Source organism: Chryseobacterium sp. WG14, from assembly GCF_024586945.1.
Taxonomy (GTDB): Bacteria; Bacteroidota; Bacteroidia; order Flavobacteriales; family Weeksellaceae; genus Chryseobacterium.
In genome coordinates this window covers 299,120-318,329 of the sequence record NZ_JALCZD010000005.1, presented here as the reverse complement: position 1 = coordinate 318,329, position 19,210 = coordinate 299,120, and the positions used below count along the sequence as shown (strand labels likewise).

The window sequence follows — 19,210 nt, the reverse complement described above, 5'->3', positions numbered from 1 at the left end:
AATATTAATTTTCTCTTTGATAAGTTTTTCATAAATTAGGCCTCTGAATTTCAAATATCATTTGCCAAATCGATATTAAGAATGAGTAAAATATTATCTAATACCGTGCGTTTTTCCATTGCTGACAGCGATTTTTATTTTAAAAAAATAATGATCAAAACACTTATGGAAAACCCTTTCTATATGCTTCTGAACGACTGTAATAACGGCCATGAGCTGGTAAACAGAATCTACAGAAGACAGGAAGACGTGTTCATTATAGAGCTCTTTATGCCGGTATTAAGCGGAATTGAAGCCATAAAATACATCAGAAAAAGTAATGCAGAAACTCCTATTGTTACTTATTCCGGAACCTTTCAGGAAGATATGGCCGAAATTCTTGCAAAGATTCCCAATACTTATTACTGTCAGAAAAAAAGCAATACGATCAAGGATATCATTAAAGGTACTATTGCTTCAGATGAGTTTGACTACCATACTTATTCCAAAGAATGGGAACAGCAGCCACTTGCCGTACAGGAATACATGGACAGGCAGAAAAAAAGCCAGGAAGAACTTTCTCCTGCAGAAATACAGCTGATGCGCTTCTGCTACGAAGGATACAGCAATAAAGAAATTGCAGAAAAGCTTAACTTAAGCACAAGAACTATTGACACTTACATCAACAGGCTTACAGAAAAACTGGGATTAAAAACAAAACTTCACCTGATTCGTTTTTGTGTAGAAAACGGATATTATAATTCCAGTATGTAAAAAAGTTTGAATAATTATAATGTGTTAAAGAGGAGTTATTATTGCACCGGCTAAGGATGCTTCTTTTTCACTTTAACCATTGTCATACCGCTATATTATTAATTTATTAAATCATCATAAGTCTGCCTTAATATAGTGTTTACAATAAAAACTCAACGATCAGAACAAAAATATTTCGCCACTAATTTGCTAGTATTCAATTTTTTTAACTAAATTTGCACACCTAAAATTTAAAATTAAAATAAGGAAATGACAAAGGCAGAATTGGTAAACACCATCTCAAATAAGTTGGGAACAGAAAAGAATGAAACACAGAAAGTTGTAGAAGCTTTTATGCAGGAGATCAGAACTTCTATGTATAATGGGGATAACGTTTATCTAAGAGGTTTTGGATCTTTCATCATTAAAACAAGAGCTGCTAAAACAGGAAGAAATATTTCTAAAAACACTGCAATTGAGATTCCTGCTCATAACATTCCTGCTTTCAAACCATCAAAATCTTTTGTGGAGAAAGTAAAAACTAAAGTCGCAGTAAAATAAGAACATTAACTGAATATTAACTAGTTACTAAAAAATTAAAATTATGCCAAGCGGAAAGAAAAGAAAAAGACACAAGGTTGCAACACACAAGAGAAAGAAAAGAAGAAGAGCAAACAGACATAAGAAAAAATAATCTCTTCTTCTCGAGATTTACAATATAATAATATAGTTGGTGGTTTTAAGTTTTAAGGCCCACCGACTATATTTTTATTTACAACTATAAGATTCCGCGGAAGACAGCCGGTTTCAAATATTATTTTAATAAAAATATAATGGTTTTCATTCTAAATCCTTATATTTATATTTATGAATTAACAGAGACACCAGCCAATTTCCTATAATCTTAACAATTTTATCTTATAACAAAATGAAGAAAGAACTAATAGTTTCGCATGAAGATGATCTTACAAAGATTGCACTGCTGGAAGACGGAAGACTATGTGAACTTCATGAGCAAGAGGACAAAAGCGATTTTATAGTTGGAGATCTGTTTATAGGAAAAGTAAAAAAACTGGCACCTAACCTGAATGCAGCATTCGTTAATATTGGATATGATAAAGATGCTTTTCTGCATTATCAGGATCTGGGTCCACAATATCTTACATACAGAAAGTTTTTAAAAGATACTATTTCTAAAAAACAAAGCACTTCAAGCTTAAAAAATTTCGAGATACAACCCGAAATAGACAAGAACGGAACGGTAGACAAAGTAATTGCAAAGGATGACTTGGTTCTTCTGCAGATTACTAAAGAACCTATTTCCACAAAAGGCCCCAGGATTTCTACCCAGGTTTCTTTGACAGGAAGATTTTTGGTTCTGATTCCTTTCGATAATAAAGTTTCCATTTCCAAAAAAATAAGAAGTTTTGAGGAAAAAGAAAGACTCAGAACCCTTATTGACAGTATAAAACCTGAAGGATTTGGAGTTATTATCAGAACGGTAGCCGAAGGAAAAAAAGTAGCTGACCTGCATAACGATATGAATCAGCTGATTCAAAAATGGGAAAGCACTTTTAAGAACATCCAGAAAAATAAAGTTCCGTCTAAAGTTTTAAGCGAAGAAGATAAAGCTTCCGCTATTTTAAGAGACAATTTTAATCAGGATTTCGTCAGTATTATCTGTGATGACGAGCAGATGGTACAAGAGATGACCAATTACGTTGAAGTAATTGCTCCTGAAAGAAAAAATATTGTCCAGTTTTATGACTCTCATATTCCACTTCTGGAATATTACAATGTTGAAAAACAGCTTAAACAAAGCTTCGGTAAACACGTCAACATTCCAAGCTCAAAAGGAGCATATCTTGTTATTGAACACACAGAAGCACTCCATGTTGTGGATGTCAATTCCGGAAATAATATTACTACCGGAGCTGCTGTCAATAAGGAGCACGCTCTAAAAGTGAACAAAATGGCAGCCACAGAGATTGCCAGACAGCTGCGTCTTCGAGATATGGGAGGTATTATTGTTATCGACTTCATCGATATGCCTAATGCCGACCACAGAAGAGATCTTTACGAGCATCTGAAAGAAGAGATGAAGCGTGACAAAGCACGCCACAAAATCTTACCTCCAAGTAAATTTGGACTGATCCAGATTACCAGACAAAGAAACCGTCCGGAAAAACAGATCGACACCAAAGAGGAAAACCCTAATAAAGATGGAGAAATTACCGCTCCTATTGTTATTGTGGAAAAAATGGGTGATACCATCAGAACCATTATGCAAAAAGAAAAAGGTAAACTCTACCTTCATGTACATCCATTTGTAGAAGCTTACCTTACTAAAGGCATCAAAAGCATTCAGATGAAATGGTTTATAAAGTACAAAAAATGGGTAACCATTATCCCAAGGGATTCATTTAAGTATTTAGAATACCGGATTTACAATTCCAAAAAAGAAGAATTGATAGGACATTCTAATTAAATCAGAACAAAATTCAAACCTTCAGCAATGCTGAAGGTTTTTTTATTACATTTACGCCAAATTTATTTACACAGTGAAAAAAAGTTTATTTCTTGTACTCATTCTGATTATTCAGAGTGTGTATTCCCAGATCATTTCATATGACAACAGCTTTGCTGTAAACGGAAAATATGCTATTGCAGCAGGCACCAACGCCAGTTATCCCACTAAAATACTTCAACACACCGACGAAAACATTTATTTCACCTATGCCAGAGACAATGCTGTTTTAAGCAGCCCGGAATGTGTAGTATCAAAACTTAATCCTAATGGAACCCTTGATTCTGCTTTCGGAAATAATGGAGAAACCGTAATCAGTAATTATTTTGCAGGCATAGACAGCCAATTAGCTCAACAAGCAGACGGTAAACTGTTGATCTATGGTTTCAATACCGAGGGATCTGTTATCACAAGACTGCTATCCAACGGTCAGGTTGATGCTACTTTTGGAATAAATGGAGTTTCAAAAATTACCAATGTTTTTACCGACTTCAATGGGTATGGATATGGTTTATATCTGCAAAATAACAACATCATTATTTATGGATTATCAACTGACGGACAATCCAATTTTTATAAAGCAATATGCAGGCTGAACAACAATGGAAGTATTGACCATACATTTGGCAATAACGGCTTGATCAAGACAGTGGGAAATTACATATTTCTAGACAGTCAGTCAAATATTGTAAGTCTGATTAGCGATCACAGCCACACCAATGCAGGTACTCTATATCCTAATGGAGGTTTGGAAAAATACGGTCCGGATGGACAGCCTCTAACAAGTTTTGGAAGTAACGGAACTCTGGCTTTTAACAATTATCCGGGAATGGTAGGAAATGCTCTCATAGACAGCAATAATAATATTATCTGCTATAATATGAATAACGAAATTTTCAGAATTAATGCCAACGGAATCTATGACAGCTCTTTTGCATTTGACAGTATTAATTCCTATCCCTTTGCAATCATTAGCTTATCTTCTGTAATTGAAAAAAACAACAGTTATTATATTGCGGGACAGACAGGAGCAATGGGAGAAACTTTTTTCATTTCAAAGCTGACGCCTTCAGGAACGGTAGATCCCGTTTTTAATTATTACTCCGAAACTACTCCCACTTCAGAAGGAATTGGTGACATGATTATCAATAACAATTCGATCATTGCAGGAAAAGGAACCAATATTTTAAAATTTTTATTAAGTAATTCAACATTAGGAACCGCTGCCAAAGTGCCGGAAGCCGCTCTCCCTTTATTTTCATTTGAAAATCCTGTTAAGCAGAATCTGATTTACCATACAAAAGAAAGGTTGAAATCCATAGAAATATATAATTTAAACGGGAAGCGTATCAAAAATATAGAAAGCAACGGCACCAGTATTTCCGAGGTACCAAAAGGTGTTTATATGGTAAAAGTTGTCTTCGAGAATGAGAAGACGACCACAAAGAAGTTGATCAAGAATTAATACATACCTATTTTACAATATTTTCTAAAGTTTCTGCTTACTAACAACAGACACTTTTCATTTTTCAATTAAAAACTAAAAACTACAATGACAAAAAAATTATTTTTCGTACTGCTTCTTGCAGTACAGGCTGCTTTTGCACAAATTATCACTAAAGATCCAACATTTGCTTCAAATGGAGTCGCTGAAATCCCCAGCTATTCTATAAGTAACTCGTATCAAATGGTTCAAAATTCTAATGGAGAAATTTATTTCACTTATAATGTGGACGTTGCCACAGGAGTCACCCATGGATTTGTATCCAAGCTTACTCCTGATGGGGCCCTGGACCAATCTTTTGGAAATAATGGAACGGTTAAGCTAGCTTCCGAACCATTCATGAACCAAATAAAATTACAGACAGATGGGAAACTGTTAATTCTCGGTTTATGGGGCAATGCTCAAATACTAAGAATGCTCCCTAACGGTCAGCTGGATCCTTCATTTGGAACAAATGGTATTTCTCCTGAAATATATGCGGACCATGATGATTTTTATAATTCTTATGAATTTATTCTACAGAATGAAAAAATAATTGTGCATGGTATCCGGAGAGGTCAGAATCCGCATCATGCCATCTACCGGCTGAATACCAACGGAAGTATAGATCAAACTTTTGGTAGCAACGGATATGTAACCACACAGGGTAACATTACAGGCCGAACATTCGTATTCATTGATAATCAATCAAATATTATCAGTTTCAGTGATAACATCAGTATTGTTGAAAAATTTGACTCCAACGGACATACGATGACAAGTTTTGGAAATAATGGAGTGGCACAAATTAACATTAATGGCTCCCCTATAGGAAATGTTAGCACCGCAATGATAGACAGTGATAATAGAATTCTTTTCTCAACAAACGGGAATCATGGCATTTTCAGAATAAATCCGAGTGGAACCCTTGATACCACATTTAATTATGATTTATATACCAGTTTGGGCTTAAATTCAGGACCGGAGATTTTTAGTATACATGAAAAAAACGGATCTTATTATGTTGGAGGAAATGCTGGAAATACTTTATTTAATACTAATTATTTCATTTCAAAACTTAATCAAAATGGTTCTATGAATTCTACCTTCAACTATTATATAGAATCAAATTTCGCTGATCCTCCCTATCTTACTCCGCCTTTCTCAACAATAAGCGAAATGATTGTTAATAGCAATACTATTATCGTAAAAGGCAATAATTATATTGTAAAATACCTGCTTAATAATGCTACATTATCAGCAACAGATATTACAAAAACTGATTCTGATATTGCTTTTGAAAATCCAATTAAACAAAGCTTGGTTTACCATACAAAAGAAAAAGTACAATCCATAGAAATACATGATTTAAATGGGAAGCGTATCAAAAATATAGAACGTAACGGCACCAGCATTTCTGAGATACCAGAAGGTGTTTATATTGCAAAAGTTGTCTTCGAAAATGGGAAGACAGCCACAAAGAAGTTGATCAAAAACTAATATATATTTTCAACATTACCCTTAAAGTGTTTGATTACTATTAACAAGCACTTTTCATTTTCAATTAAAAACTAAAAATACAACAATGACAAAAAAATTATTTCTCGTACTGCTTCTTGCTGTACAAACTGCTTTTGCACAAATTATTTCCAAAGATCCAACATTTGCTTCAAACGGAATATACACTATGTCTGGTAATAATGCCTGGTCGAGAATGATTCAAAACCCGGACGGCAGCATTTATTTCACCTATAATACCCATAACAGCAACACAGGAATTGAAAAATCTTTTTTATCTAAGCTTAGCCCCGGCGGAATTATAGATACTTCTTTTGGAATCAACGGGGAACTTCTGCTACCTTATTCTGCTACAGACAGCCAGTTAAAAAAACAATCTGATGGAAAGCTTGTGGTATTTGGTTTTTCAGACACGGGAGCATCTATATCAAGAATACTTCCAAACGGGCAATTAGATCCTACTTTTGGCTCCAATGGCATTGCTTTCATAGCAGCACTTGGTAATGATGGAAATACCCGTTCCTACGGTCTTATCCTGCAAAACGAAAAAATAATTGTTCACGGCATTGACTACTCAAACGGTCAGGTTTATCAACACAGAATTTACAGGCTTACTGCCGCAGGAGCTATTGATAACACTTTTGGAAATAACGGTTCTGTATTCACTGAAGGAAGCTGGTCAAACGGAACATTTGTTCTTACAGATAATCAATCCAATATAGTGGTCATCACAAATACTGGTATTCTGAAAAAACTTACTGCAGACGGCCAGCCATTAGTAAGTTTTGGGAATAATGGTACTCTACAAATGACATCCGGTTTAAATCATGCAGGCTGTGTATTGATGGATACTAACAATAAAATTATTTATTCGAACATAAATGATGAAATTTTCAGAATTAATGCAGACGGCACTCCCGATACTACATTCAACTATGATTTATATTCACATTTCGGCATCAATGGTGGTGCATGGATTACAAGCATTATTGAAAAGGATGGGTATTATTACATTGGAGGAAGTGGTGAAGGAGATTTTAGACCTACTCATTTTATTTCCAAACTCAATCAAAATGGTAGTATAAATTCCAATTTCAGCTATTACTCCGAGACCAATCCGGAACTAACATTTATTGGTGATATGATTGTGAATGACACTAATATTATAGCCTGCGGAAACGGCTATGTTACTAAATATTTGCTAAACAATACGACTTTATCAACAACTGATATTACAAAAACGAACAGCATATTTTCTTTCGAAAACCCTGTTAAGAAAGATTTGGTTTTCAACACAAAAGAAAAAGTAATCAAAATAGAAATTTATTCTATGGACGGCAAAACCATAAAAGTTTTAAAAGACAATAATACTGATGTTTCAGATTTGTTAAAGGGGAATTATATTGCAAAAGTAATATTTGAAAGTGGAAAAACATCTGTAAAAAAACTTATAAAGGATTAATTTCCTTTTTAAATTTTTTCAGTCTGATAAAAGTATTTACTTACAGTTTAAGTAAATACTTTTTTGTTTTTAAGCTTAAACAAAATAAATTTACAGAATGAGTAAAGAGCACCACTACAAAACCATTGTCCAATGGACCGGAAATAAAGGAACCGGAACCAGCGGCTACAGAGATTATGAAAGAAGTCACACGATTTCAGCAGAAAACAAACCCAATATTGAAGGTTCATCCGACCCTTCCTTCCGGGGAGACAAAATGAAATATAACCCGGAAGAAATATTTTTGTCATCACTTTCCTCATGTCATATGCTTTGGTATCTCCATTTTTGTTCTGAAGCAGGCATTATTGTTATAGACTATACAGACGAAGCTACGGGAATAATGGCCGAAACATCCAATGGTAGCGGGCATTTCACCGAAGTAACACTACACCCCACAGTTATTGTAGCTGAAAAATCTATGATTGAAACTGCAGAACAGCTCCATTATAAAGCCAATGAATATTGTTTTATTGCCAATTCCGTTAATTTCCCTGTAAAACACATCCCATTGGTTTCAGTTATTGGAAAATAAAGTATTGAGATCATGAATCTTCAATGGTCAATCCATTTCGCTTGTTAATTATACACGTTCTATTCACTATTCATTTTGAGGAGCAAAAAATTCACTATTGACTTTGTGAAGCAAAAACTGACTCCTGCCAGTTCTATCACTCAAAAAACAACGTAGGTTAATTATTGTTAAGCCCTTTAATTCTTCAAGATATATTGTTAAATTTGAAGTATGGAAAATTTTGGAAAAGATTTATTGAGGAAAATAACTAATGTAGAGCTGCCTGGTGAGCACGCTCATGGGGTGTTCTCGCCCCCTTACCGTCCTGTTTTTACGTATGATGAAGTACTGGCAAAGAATCCCAAATTTGCAGCAGTTAATATTGTATTGTATTTAAAAGACAATGAATGGTATTTTCCTCTGATCCAAAGAACCATTAATGAGCATGACAGACATAGCGGCCAGATTTCACTTCCCGGCGGAAAACGGGAGGAAATGGATCAGGATTTTGCTGAAACAGCCATTAGGGAAACGTCTGAAGAAATTGGAATCGATAAACATTATCTGAGGATTATCAGGGAAATGTCTCCTATCTATGTTCCACCGAGTAACTTTTATGTATATCCTTATATTTCGTATACTAAAAAGAACCCGCTTTTCGTTCTTCAGCAGAGCGAAGCCGTGGAAACCATTGAATTTCCTATCACCTCTTTTCTAAATCTGTCTGACATTCCGGAAATGATGGCTCTTCCCAGTGCAGGAGGCCATGAAGTTCCTGTGATTAATTTCAATGGATATATTATCTGGGGCGCTACAGCGATGATATTAAGTGAATTCAGCCAGTTGCTGAAAAATATGTAACTTTGCACAACCGTGTTTAATTGAGAGATGGCGAAGAAAAATATTTTCACCGATGCATTCGGAACACCTTATTTTTTAAAAAGGTTAGTTATTTTTATTTTAGGAATTGTATCCTATAGGCGATTCAATGGCTTTAATAAATTGAAGATAACCGGCACAGAGCACCTTGTGGATCTTCCGGACTCCAATGTACTTTTTGTGTGTAACCATCAAACCTATTTTGCGGATGTGGCAGCAATGTATCATGCATTCTGTGCCGTAAATAATGGCTATTTAAATACCATAAAAAACCCGATCTACCTGTTGAATCCAAAGATTGATTTTTACTATGTAGCAGCCGAAGAAACCATGAATAAAGGTATTCTTCCGAAAATTTTCAAAATTGCAGGAGCTGTAACCGTAAAAAGAACCTGGAGAGCAGAAGGTAAGAATGTCAACAGAATGGTAGATATGAGTGAAGTTGACAATATTATGAAGGCTTTGGACAATGGGTGGGTAGCCACTTTCCCACAGGGAACAACATCAGCTTTTGCCCAGGGAAGAAGAGGTACAGCCAAACTGGTGAAAAACCAGCGTCCTATTGTCATTCCCATTAAAATAAACGGGTTTAGAAGAGCTTTTGATAAAAAAGGCCTTCGTGTAAAAGTCACCGGAGTAAAGCCAACGATGGAATTCAAAGCCCCTCTGGATATCGACTATGATAATGAAAAAGCACCGGAAATTTTATTAAAAATTATGACTGCTATTGAGCAGACCGAGGATTTCAACCTCCTACACACTTATGATGAAGAACTTAAAGCTAAAAAATTAGAACAACAGGACCCTAATAATTAAAGTAAATTAAAAAATTATGAACAGAATAATAGGAATCTTATTCGCCATCATAGTATTAGTTTCGTGTAACAGCCAAAAAGTATATTCAGATTTTGATATAAGTTATTCCAAAAGTGGAGGATATGCACCGGTATATGAAAACCTGCTTATAAGAGGTAATAATGCACACTATTCTTTCGAAGGGCAGGATAAAAAATACAAACAGGATTTTAAAATCTCAAACGAAGATTTAAAAAAACTGGATCAAACCCTTTCTCAGAACAATTTTAGAAGAATTCAGGAAAGCCGTAAAAAACTTTACGATAACATTACCACTTCTATCAACATCAAGAAAGGGCCCAATGAAGGCAGTAAAACAGATGCAAGCCTGATTGTTCCCAACTACCAAACCAATTGGGACAATATACTCCAGGCTTTCCAGGAGCTCATTAATAATAATGTTAAAAAACAGTAAATACAATTGAAAACCCACTTCATTGCCATTGGCGGAAGCGCTATGCATAATCTTGCTATTGCGCTAAAAGATAAAGGATATCAGGTTACAGGTTCAGATGATGCTATTTTTGAGCCTTCAAAATCCAGATTGGAAAAAAAAGGACTCCTGCCACAGGAAATGGGCTGGTTTCCGGAAAAAATAACCTCAGATATTGACGCTGTTATTCTGGGAATGCATGCTCACCAGGATAATCCTGAATTGGCAAAAGCAAAAGAATTGGGCTTAAAGATATATTCCTATCCGGAATTTTTATACGAACAGTCAAAAAATAAAACCAGAGTGGTAATTGCCGGTTCACATGGTAAGACAACCATCACTTCAATGATCCTTCATGTTCTGAACTTCCATCAGAAGGAAGTGGATTTCATGGTAGGAGCACAGTTGGAAGGTTTTGACTGTATGGTAAAACTTACTCAGGATAATGATTTTATGGTGCTGGAAGGTGATGAATACCTGTCCTCTCCTATTGACCTGCGTTCAAAGTTCTTATTATACCAACCGAATATCGCTTTAATGAGCGGTATTGCCTGGGACCACATCAATGTTTTCAAAACTTTTGATGATTATATTGAGCAGTTCAGAAAATTTGTGGCAAGTATTACTGCCGGCGGGGTTTTGGTTTACAACGAAGAAGACCCGGAAGTGGTAAAAGTAGTGGAAGATGCTGAAAATTATTTCAGAAAAATCCCTTACAAAACACCTGAATATGAAATCAATAATGGACAGGTATACTTACAAACTGAAATGGGAGATGTTCCTCTTTCTGTTTTCGGGGCACATAATCTATTAAATATGGAAGGGGCAAGACATATCTGCCGCCAGCTTGGGATTATGGACGAAGATTTCTATGAAGCAATTATGAGCTTCAAAGGAGCTTCCAAACGTCTTGAAAAAGTAGAAAGAGAAGATAAAGGAATCCTTTACAAAGATTTTGCCCATGCTCCAAGTAAAGTGAAGGCAGCGGTAAAAGCCTTCAAAGAACAATTTGAGAATAAAAAGAAATATGGGTTCCTGGAGCTTCATACATATTCCAGCTTAAATCCTGCCTTTTTAGAGCAATATGACCATGCAATGGATGGGTTGGAAGAAGCTATTGTATTTTATTCTGAAGACGCCCTAAAAATCAAAAGAATGGAACCTATCTCTCCCGAATTCATTAAAGAAAAATTCAAAAATGAAAATATAAAGGTTTTCACCAATGCTGAAGATCTTCATGCCTACTGGAACACTTTAGATAAGACCAATGGTGTTTATTTGATGATGAGCTCCGGAAACTTCGGTGGCCTGGATCTTACGAAGTAATGCTAATCTGAAAATGAATTTCATTTCAGAATTCTGTATAAAACAAACCTCCTTTCAGCTGAAAGGAGGTTTTTCATTTAGTTAATTCGTTTAAAATACCTTTTCTTTTAATAACAGCTTGGGTTAATCTGGAAAGATAATAGTACTATTTTTTAAAGTTTACCTACATCGGTAATGAGATTCCTCAGAATGTCTTCTGTAGAAAGCTCACTGTAATGATGAATGGACTGCCCTACCCAAAGTCCCAGAAAATCTGAGTTCTGTAAATATTTTGCAGCTTTACGCAGCTGATTGGTCAGTTTATTCTGATACGGATAAGGTAAAATATATTCCGAATTTTCAAGGACTTCAATGTATTTATTTTTAACCCCTCTGGCATATCTTCCTGAAAAACTTTTCGTTAAAACAATCTCGTTCTCTTTCACTTTCTTTAGACGCTCTTTTTCAAAAGGCTGCAGAGCACTTTCTGTAGACGCTAGCAAAAGATTACCTACCTGGAAACCCTGTGCTCCCAAATCATTGATTGCCTGTACTGTTTTAGCATTATAAATTCCTCCTGCATAAATCAAAGGAACATTCACATGATCATAAACCTGTGACAATAGAGACAAGCCTCCAATCTGGGGAATATCATCCGCATCAAAACTTCCTCTATGCCCTCCCGCTTCTATTCCCTGAACACAAATCATATCAATTCCTGATTTCTCCAGAACCAAAGCTTCTTCTACAGAAGTACAGGTTCCAATAAGGGTTAGCCCGTTTTCTTTTAGTTTCTGAATACTTTTATCATCTAAATTTCCAAAAGTAAAGCTTAGAATACTGCACTTCTCAGCTATTACAGCATCTACCTGCTCATGATAGGTGCTTAATTGAATAGCTTCAAGATCCGGAAGTCTGATTTCAATAGTATGCTCTCTGGCCAGCTGTTCTATGAACTCTTTGGTTTTGACAAATTTCGTTCTTAGATCTGCTGTGACTTCTGGAATAGAATGTACAAAAATATTTGCTGCAAAAGGCCTATCAGTAAGTTTCCGGGTTTCTCTGATCAGCTCAATAGACTGATCGGCTGAAAGATCAGCCAGCGCCAAAGATCCCAGACAATTTGCTTTTGTTGCTGCTGCAACCATCTGTGGTGTACTTACTCCAAACATTGGAGCCTGAATTACAGGATATTTTACTCCTAATTTTTTACTGATTGTATCCGGCCAAAACATAAGGATTATTTTTATTAGAAGTTACGGATAAGCAGACAATGCTCATTATTAAAATAATATGACATTGCTCACAAAGATAATTTTAATAAGAATCCCACAGATCCCACCGGGCATAAAGACCTTTCGAATCTTAAAATTTGTGGAATCTGTGGGGAATTATTTCAACTTTTTAGTACTAAATATCTGCTACAGCATTCAGCATCTTCTGTTCCCATTCCGGATCTTTCGGATCAAAAAACAGTCTTTTTCCTGTATCTAAAGAACGGACAGCATTCATCTCATCTTCTGTCAGCTCAAAGTCGAATACATTAAAATTTTCTTCAATCCTTGATGGAGTTACTGATTTGGGGATGACCACGAAACCTTCCTGTAAATGCCATCTTAAAATAACCTGAGCTACAGTTTTACCATATCTTTCGGCAATAGCCTTTAATTCAATATTGTTCAAAAGATTAGCATTTCCGTTTCCAAGCGGGCTCCAGGGTTGTGTTACAATATTATTTTCTCTGTCGTAAACCTGTAATTCTTTCTGTTGGAAGACTGGGTGTAGCTCAATCTGATTGATTACCGGTACAACAACTGAATGAGCTTTTAATTCTTCCAGTTTCTCAACCGTAAAATTACAAACTCCTATTGCTTTAATTTTTCCTTCCTGATACAATTCTTCCAGAGCTTTCCAGGTTCCTAAAAAGTCTCCATAAGGCCAATGGATTAGATACATATCAAGATAGTCCATTTGTAATCGGTTTAATGTTCTCTGAAATGCACTGTTTGTTTTTTCATATCCATGATCCTGGACCCAAACCTTTGAAGTGATAAACAGCTCATCTCTATTGATTCCACTATTTTTCACAGCAGCTCCCACCGCAGTTTCATTCTGATAAATAGCAGCCGTATCAATCATTCTGTATCCTGTCTGAATAGCTTTAATGACTGCACTTTCACATTCCTTCAGGTCTTCCATCTGCCATACTCCAAATCCTAAAGCAGGAATATCTATCCCATTATTTAAGGTTACCACAGGCTGCCCTGTGTAGGTTTTCTTTTGCATAAACTCTTAGTTTTAATTTTTAATATAAAGTGATTAAACAAATTTGCAATAAAAAATTGAAATTTTCACCTACCATTTTTACTGGTTGTGTCAAGAATTGGTATTTAATAAGCTCTTTGAAACGTTATTTTTTGAGATCATAAAGTGTTGGAAAAACGAAAAGGCGCAAAAGATTTTTATATACTTTACACGATAAGACGCAAGGATTTTATCTTCGATAAAATTGAACCCTGCTCATCTAAAGCAGTAATATCATAAAACTTGCTGAATATCTTTGATTTTCTTGCGCCTTAAAAGCTGTTTATAATGAAATTTCTTTGCGCCTTCGCGTTTTTCCAACACTTTATAACATAAACCTCATTCAAATAATAGAATGTTGGAAACGCAAAGGCGCAAAGGGTTTTTACATACTTTATGCTATAAGACGCAAGGATTTTATCTTCGATAAAATTGAGTGCTGCTCATCTAAAACCACAAATATTCATTTGATAAAACTTGCTAAAAATCTTTGATTTTCTTGCGCCTTAAAAGCTGTTTATAATGAAATTTCTTTGCGCCTTCGCGTTTTTCCAACACATTATAACATAAACCTCATTCAAATAATAGAATATTGGAAACGCAAAGACGCAAAGGGTTTTTACATACTTTATGCTATAAGACGCACGGATTTTATCTTCGATACAATTGAACGCTGCTCATCTAAAGCAGCAATATCATAAAACTTGCTGAAAATCTTTGATTTTCTTGTACCTTAAAAGCTGTTTATAATGAACTTCTTTGCGTCCTTGCGTTTTTCCAACACATTATAAACTTCCTTTTCTAATTTCTAATTTTCTATTTTTGTCTAAATCTTAAATCATGTCACATCAAATAAGGCTTGCCACTACTGAAGATTATCCAAAAATCATGGAAATATGGGAATCTGCCGTAAAGGCTACCCACGATTTTCTTACTGAAGAAGATTTTAATTATTTCAAAGAAGCCATTCCAAGGGACTATCTACCCAACCTGGAAGTCTATGTAATTACTGAAAACAGCGAAAGTAAAGGCTTCTCATCCGTTGCTGAAGGCAATCTGGAAATGCTTTTCATCCATAATGACGTCCGTGGGAAAGGCTATGGAAAAGCTCTTTATCAATTCATGAAAGAGAAAACAGGCCTTACCAAAGTAGATGTTAACGAACAGAATCCACAGGCCATTGGATTCTATGAGAAGATGGGCTTCAAAACGATAGGAAGATCAGAAAAAGACAGTTCAGGAAAGGAGTATCCACTTATTCATATGAGCTTATAATGGAAAATTTCACTTTCATCAGTATTGAATCTGGTTCGAAAATTCCATACGAGCTGCTATTATTGGCAGATGAAACTGTAGAAGCTATTGACCGGTATATTTTCAAATCTGATATTTATCTTTTACAGAATGGTGTGGAGGATATTGCTGTTATGGCATTGTACAAGAACAGCAATACCGAATTGGAAATTAAAAACATTGCTGTTGTAGAAAGCTATAGAAGCAAGGGAATAGGAAGTATTCTGATGAATAAAGCAAAAGAAATTGCAAAAGAACATGACTATAAAACTCTGACAGTTGGAACCTCGGATACCGGCTTCCAACAGATCAGATTTTATGAGAAAAACGGTTTCATTAAAAAGGGAATTCTTAGGGATTTTTTTATTGAAAATTATCCGGATCCTATTTATGAAAACGGATTACAAATGCGGGACATGGTTCTACTTACCCATCACCTTACGGAATAGCCCCTTGATATGTTCTATTTCCGTTTGATAGTTGGTATTTTTCCGGCATCCGAAATACAGGGTATTTTCCAGCTTTTTTTTGCCTTCCCAGATCAGCTTTACATCTCCGCCGTCTATTTCGTTTTTGCATAAAAAATCAGGAACAACGGCTAGTCCTGCCCCTCCTTTTAAACAACGGATAATTGAGTTTAAATTGGGAACGATATAATTGGGTCTAAAATTCGGTTTGTGACCAAAGTTTAGGGTCCAAAATTGAAAAAGATGCTCCATGTCTCCTGTGGTTCCATACCATTTTTCTTTTTTCAGCCACTCTTCTATCTGTTCTGCATTTTTTGTTTTCAACACTTTTTTAAAATCATCCGTATCCACCTCTTTTCCTCCAACAAGGACAATCTGTTCAGAAGAAAATGCTTCATGCTCTATATTGGGAGAAGATCCTTTTTTAGGAGTGATGATAAGATCCAGAATTCCTTTATCCAGCTGATCAAGCATTTCCGGATATTCCCCAAAGCTGATGATCAGATTAAAGGGCAGGGAAGAAACATATTGCTCTAAAGTCGTCTGAAAAGTTTCAAAACACATTCCCACACTAATGGTCGGAGTATGTTTTTCCGTAGATTTCTGAAAATTTTTCTCTACATCTTCGAGTTTCGTGATAGGTTCGGCTACTGCATTAAACAATACTTTCCCCCGCTCCGTAGGAATCATCTTCCTGCCGGTTCTGTCGAACAGTTTATATCCTACATAAGCTTCCAATGAACTTAAATGTAAGCTCACTCCGGGCTGTGATATAAATAAAGCATCAGCAGCTCCTGTCAGAGTCCCGGTTTTATAGATCGCCTTAAAAGTACGGTACCATTCTAAATTGACCATGAATTAATTATTAATATTATAATACAAAGCTACAACATAATTATAATATTAATACATTTTGATTTCTTAAAAACGAGGCATAATAATCAGGAATCTCGCTTTCCAGTATCTTAAGAACGGTTTCATCAAGCGGATAGCTCAGTTGTATGATCTCCGGAATAATCTTTTCTTCATCTAAAGTAAGTATTACATATGAAGCTAATCTATTCTCTTCCTTAGAGCGGCCTACAGAGCCACAATTAACGGCCCAGCTATTATTATCAAACTGCTTTTTAAACGATAAATGAGTATGCCCCATCACAATAATATCAGATTTGGACTCTTCCAGCATTTTTATAAAGACCTCATCACTCTCAGATTTATACAGATAAGTATCATTACTCGATAGACTTGCGTGCATAAGCTGAATATTCCAGTGCTTCTTCCCTATTTTATAGTTTAATTTCAAATGAAAAGGAAGCTCAGAAAGAAACTTTTTATTTGATTCTGTAATGTGTTTTTTAGAATGATCAATAGCAACGAACCGGGCAAGAGTTTCTTCTTCGGTATGCTTAGATAATGGAACCACAGGAATATCGAAAGCAATCCTTTCGTCATGGTTTCCCATTAAACAGGGAATATTCAGCTCTTTAATTTTTTCAGTCACTTCATTTCCCCATGGAGCAAAATCTACAAGATCTCCCAGACAGAATTTTTGACGGATTCCCCTTTTCTCTATATCTTCCAACACCGAATTCAACGCGGGAAGATTTCCATGCACATCACTAAAAACTGCAATCTGTATCATATTCATTCTGTTTATCATAACAAATGTACAAGAGAGAAAGGAATTTTGACTCAGATCTGATATGACATTTCACCATACAACCTTGAATAGTCTGTTTTTACCGCATCAATATAATCGTAGATTTTGTACAACAGGCAAAGCACATTAATCTGAGACTACAAACTATCATTATTATAATAGTTCAGTATAATTTATACTATTTTTATTATGCATAAATCCACCCTAACTTTGCATCATAAAATGTAAACAATCATAAAAATGAAAAAAGTATTAATCATCAACGGAGGGCAAAACTTTGGACATTCCGGAGGAAAATATAATGACACTATCGCAGAAAATACACTGGAGGTTCTAAAATCATTTGGCAATATAGAGGTAAAAGTAACCAACGTAAGTGAAGGATATGATAAACATGAGGAAGTGAAGAAATTTGTTTGGGCAGATTATATCGTTTACCATACTCCGATCTGGTGGTTTCAGCTTCCTAATGGCCTGAAAAAATATATTGATGAAGTTTTCACAGCAGGTCATGCAAAAGGAATTTATATGAGTGACGGCAGAAATGCAGAAAATCCGGAGATTAATTATGGTACCGGAGGAATGCTTGGCGGTAGAAAATATATGCTGACAACAAGCTGGAATGCTCCTGCAACAGCCTTTACACTTCCCGGAGAGTTTTTCGGTGAAAGAAATGTAGATGACGGACCGCTATTTGGTTTTCATAGAATGAATGCTTTTGTTTCTCTAAAAAAAATGGAAAGCTTCCACTTTCATGATGTGGAAAAGAATGCCAATATAGAGCGCGATATGAAGCTGTACAGAGCACATGTTAAAAATGTATTTGAACAGGAACTAAAACCACAATTAGCCTAATGAAAAAAATACTCATAACAGGCATCACCGGTTATATTGGTGGTACTGTTGCAAAGAAACTGGTTGAAAAAAACTACAGTGTAACAGGGCTTGTCCGTAATGCAGCTGCTGCAGAAAAGCTACAGCAGCTAGGAATTGAATATATAATAGGTGATATACATGATGAAGCTGTTCTGAATGCTGCAGTTTCTAAAGTAGATGCCGTTATCCACACTGCTGATTCTGCTGATGACGCCTACGCAGCAGACAGTTTTATAAATGCTTTGGAAGGGAGTGGTAAAACTTTTATTTTCACCTCAGGCTCAGCCATCTTTGGAGGAAAAGAAAATGGAGAAAAAAATGACTTTATTTTCACAGAAGATTTCCCCCTGAATCCAAGACTGGAAATGGCTTCAAGGGTATTAATCAATAATTATGTTCTTCAATCTGCTAAAAAAAGGATAAGAAGCATAGTCATTGTACCTACTATGGTTTACGGAGAAGGACTGGGTCTGAAAAAAGACAGTATTCAGCTTCCGGCTTTAATCAATCTATCCAAAGAAAAAGGATTTGGGGTTTATTTTGGAAAAGGTGAAAACATATGGTCGAACCTTCATGTTGAGGATTTAGCAGATATGTATGTGCTTGCTTTGGAAAAAGCAAAAGCCGGTTCAATGTACTATGCAGAAAACGGTTCTTCAACAATCAAAAATCTGGCTGAAAACATAAGTCTGCATTATCATTTACAGCCTGCACAATCTGTCAGCATACAAGAAGCTGTACATACATTTGGTCCCGCAGGCGGATATTTCGGATTTGCTTCAAACAGCTTATGCAATTCCGACAAAGCAAGAAGAGAATTGGGATGGAGCCCTCAATATAAATCAATCGAAAATTTTATTTAA

The 19,210-nt window shown here is 35.6% G+C and carries 19 protein-coding genes; 15 read left to right on the top strand and 4 right to left on the bottom strand.

All coding sequences use genetic code 11. The features are described 5' to 3' along the window. The first annotated feature begins 81 nt into the window (after positions 1-81). From MP478_RS11490 to murC, 11 genes are all read left to right on the top strand, one after another. On the top strand, positions 82-753 hold the full coding sequence (locus tag MP478_RS11490) for a response regulator transcription factor (RefSeq protein WP_230040905.1): 672 nt from the start codon (positions 82-84) through the stop codon (positions 751-753). A gap of 249 nt (positions 754-1,002) precedes the next feature. Next, positions 1,003-1,293: an HU family DNA-binding protein gene (locus tag MP478_RS11485; RefSeq protein WP_002984212.1), complete on the top strand. Its 291-nt coding sequence runs from the start codon at positions 1,003-1,005 to the stop codon at positions 1,291-1,293. A gap of 367 nt (positions 1,294-1,660) precedes the next feature. Continuing rightward, positions 1,661-3,220, top strand: a complete 1,560-nt coding sequence (locus MP478_RS11480; protein ID WP_230040907.1) for a ribonuclease E/G — start codon at positions 1,661-1,663, stop codon at positions 3,218-3,220. A gap of 73 nt (positions 3,221-3,293) precedes the next feature. Continuing rightward, positions 3,294-4,724: a T9SS type A sorting domain-containing protein gene (locus MP478_RS11475; RefSeq protein WP_257200523.1), complete on the top strand. Its 1,431-nt coding sequence runs from the start codon at positions 3,294-3,296 to the stop codon at positions 4,722-4,724. Positions 4,725-4,811: 87 nt separating this feature from the next. After that, positions 4,812-6,242, top strand: a complete 1,431-nt coding sequence (locus MP478_RS11470; protein WP_230040917.1) for a T9SS type A sorting domain-containing protein — start codon at positions 4,812-4,814, stop codon at positions 6,240-6,242. A gap of 85 nt (positions 6,243-6,327) precedes the next feature. Then, positions 6,328-7,722 carry a T9SS type A sorting domain-containing protein gene (locus MP478_RS11465; RefSeq protein WP_257200522.1) on the top strand — a complete coding sequence of 465 codons (1,395 nt, stop codon included), beginning with the start codon at positions 6,328-6,330 and terminating at the stop codon, positions 7,720-7,722. Positions 7,723-7,819: 97 nt separating this feature from the next. Beyond that, positions 7,820-8,296: an OsmC family protein gene (locus tag MP478_RS11460; protein ID WP_230040928.1), complete on the top strand. Its 477-nt coding sequence runs from the start codon at positions 7,820-7,822 to the stop codon at positions 8,294-8,296. Between the two features lie 210 nt (positions 8,297-8,506). Next, positions 8,507-9,136, top strand: a complete 630-nt coding sequence (locus tag MP478_RS11455) for a CoA pyrophosphatase (protein ID WP_230040930.1) — start codon at positions 8,507-8,509, stop codon at positions 9,134-9,136. Positions 9,137-9,163: 27 nt separating this feature from the next. Continuing rightward, positions 9,164-9,970 (top strand): 1-acyl-sn-glycerol-3-phosphate acyltransferase, encoded by an 807-nt coding sequence (locus MP478_RS11450; RefSeq protein WP_047494666.1) that lies wholly within the window; start codon positions 9,164-9,166, stop codon positions 9,968-9,970. 16 nt (positions 9,971-9,986) lie between these two features. Next, on the top strand, positions 9,987-10,424 hold the full coding sequence (locus MP478_RS11445; RefSeq protein ID WP_257200521.1) for a hypothetical protein: 438 nt from the start codon (positions 9,987-9,989) through the stop codon (positions 10,422-10,424). A 6-nt stretch (positions 10,425-10,430) separates the two neighbouring features. Next, positions 10,431-11,768 (top strand): UDP-N-acetylmuramate--L-alanine ligase, encoded by a 1,338-nt coding sequence (gene murC, locus MP478_RS11440; RefSeq protein ID WP_257200520.1) that lies wholly within the window; start codon positions 10,431-10,433, stop codon positions 11,766-11,768. Between the two features lie 152 nt (positions 11,769-11,920). Here murC and MP478_RS11435 read toward each other — a convergent pair whose 3' ends face one another. Both MP478_RS11435 and MP478_RS11430 read right to left on the bottom strand, forming a co-directional pair. Beyond that, positions 11,921-12,982, bottom strand: coding sequence for a nitronate monooxygenase family protein (locus MP478_RS11435; protein ID WP_257200519.1), 1,062 nt, complete (start codon positions 12,980-12,982; stop codon positions 11,921-11,923). 175 nt (positions 12,983-13,157) lie between these two features. Next, on the bottom strand, positions 13,158-14,033 hold the full coding sequence (locus MP478_RS11430) for an aldo/keto reductase (RefSeq protein ID WP_257200518.1): 876 nt from the start codon (positions 14,031-14,033) through the stop codon (positions 13,158-13,160). A gap of 858 nt (positions 14,034-14,891) precedes the next feature. On the opposite strand from MP478_RS11430, the gene MP478_RS11425 reads away from it, so the two are divergent. Together MP478_RS11425 and MP478_RS11420 are read left to right on the top strand one after the other, a co-directional pair. Next, positions 14,892-15,326, top strand: coding sequence for a GNAT family N-acetyltransferase (locus MP478_RS11425; protein ID WP_230040941.1), 435 nt, complete (start codon positions 14,892-14,894; stop codon positions 15,324-15,326). After that, positions 15,326-15,793 carry an N-acetyltransferase gene (locus tag MP478_RS11420; RefSeq protein WP_257200517.1) on the top strand — a complete coding sequence of 156 codons (468 nt, stop codon included), beginning with the start codon at positions 15,326-15,328 and terminating at the stop codon, positions 15,791-15,793. Before MP478_RS11425 ends, MP478_RS11420 begins: the two co-directional genes overlap by 1 nt. Here the strand turns inward: MP478_RS11420 and MP478_RS11415 are convergent. Further along, complete coding sequence (locus MP478_RS11415) at positions 15,767-16,666, bottom strand: LysR family transcriptional regulator (protein WP_230040945.1); 900 nt, start codon at positions 16,664-16,666, stop codon at positions 15,767-15,769. The genes MP478_RS11420 and MP478_RS11415 overlap by 27 nt on opposite strands. A gap of 40 nt (positions 16,667-16,706) precedes the next feature. Beyond that, on the bottom strand, positions 16,707-17,453 hold the full coding sequence (locus MP478_RS11410; RefSeq protein WP_230040947.1) for a metallophosphoesterase: 747 nt from the start codon (positions 17,451-17,453) through the stop codon (positions 16,707-16,709). A 258-nt stretch (positions 17,454-17,711) separates the two neighbouring features. Here MP478_RS11410 and MP478_RS11405 point away from each other — a divergent pair, with 258 nt between their 5' ends. Both MP478_RS11405 and MP478_RS11400 read left to right on the top strand, forming a co-directional pair. Further along, a complete protein-coding gene (locus MP478_RS11405; protein ID WP_257191549.1) occupies positions 17,712-18,326 on the top strand; it encodes an NAD(P)H-dependent oxidoreductase in 615 nt (204 codons plus the stop codon). After that, positions 18,326-19,210 (top strand): NAD-dependent epimerase/dehydratase family protein, encoded by an 885-nt coding sequence (locus tag MP478_RS11400; protein WP_257200516.1) that lies wholly within the window; start codon positions 18,326-18,328, stop codon positions 19,208-19,210. Before MP478_RS11405 ends, MP478_RS11400 begins: the two co-directional genes overlap by 1 nt.

Coding starts and splice junctions, on each gene's coding strand:
- MP478_RS11450 (WP_047494666.1), top strand. CDS start 9,164: ATGGCGAAGAAAAATATTTTCACCGATGCATTCGGAACACCTTATTTT.
- MP478_RS11455 (WP_230040930.1), top strand. CDS start 8,507: ATGGAAAATTTTGGAAAAGATTTATTGAGGAAAATAACTAATGTAGAG.
- MP478_RS11405 (WP_257191549.1), top strand. CDS start 17,712: ATGAAAAAAGTATTAATCATCAACGGAGGGCAAAACTTTGGACATTCC.
- MP478_RS11490 (WP_230040905.1), top strand. CDS start 82: ATGAGTAAAATATTATCTAATACCGTGCGTTTTTCCATTGCTGACAGC.
- MP478_RS11480 (WP_230040907.1), top strand. CDS start 1,661: ATGAAGAAAGAACTAATAGTTTCGCATGAAGATGATCTTACAAAGATT.
- MP478_RS11445 (WP_257200521.1), top strand. CDS start 9,987: ATGAACAGAATAATAGGAATCTTATTCGCCATCATAGTATTAGTTTCG.
- MP478_RS11460 (WP_230040928.1), top strand. CDS start 7,820: ATGAGTAAAGAGCACCACTACAAAACCATTGTCCAATGGACCGGAAAT.
- MP478_RS11435 (WP_257200519.1), bottom strand. CDS start 12,982: ATGTTTTGGCCGGATACAATCAGTAAAAAATTAGGAGTAAAATATCCT.
- MP478_RS11415 (WP_230040945.1), bottom strand. CDS start 16,666: ATGGTCAATTTAGAATGGTACCGTACTTTTAAGGCGATCTATAAAACC.
- MP478_RS11425 (WP_230040941.1), top strand. CDS start 14,892: ATGTCACATCAAATAAGGCTTGCCACTACTGAAGATTATCCAAAAATC.
- MP478_RS11430 (WP_257200518.1), bottom strand. CDS start 14,033: ATGCAAAAGAAAACCTACACAGGGCAGCCTGTGGTAACCTTAAATAAT.
- MP478_RS11465 (WP_257200522.1), top strand. CDS start 6,328: ATGACAAAAAAATTATTTCTCGTACTGCTTCTTGCTGTACAAACTGCT.
- MP478_RS11410 (WP_230040947.1), bottom strand. CDS start 17,453: ATGATACAGATTGCAGTTTTTAGTGATGTGCATGGAAATCTTCCCGCG.
- MP478_RS11470 (WP_230040917.1), top strand. CDS start 4,812: ATGACAAAAAAATTATTTTTCGTACTGCTTCTTGCAGTACAGGCTGCT.
- MP478_RS11420 (WP_257200517.1), top strand. CDS start 15,326: ATGGAAAATTTCACTTTCATCAGTATTGAATCTGGTTCGAAAATTCCA.
- MP478_RS11400 (WP_257200516.1), top strand. CDS start 18,326: ATGAAAAAAATACTCATAACAGGCATCACCGGTTATATTGGTGGTACT.
- MP478_RS11485 (WP_002984212.1), top strand. CDS start 1,003: ATGACAAAGGCAGAATTGGTAAACACCATCTCAAATAAGTTGGGAACA.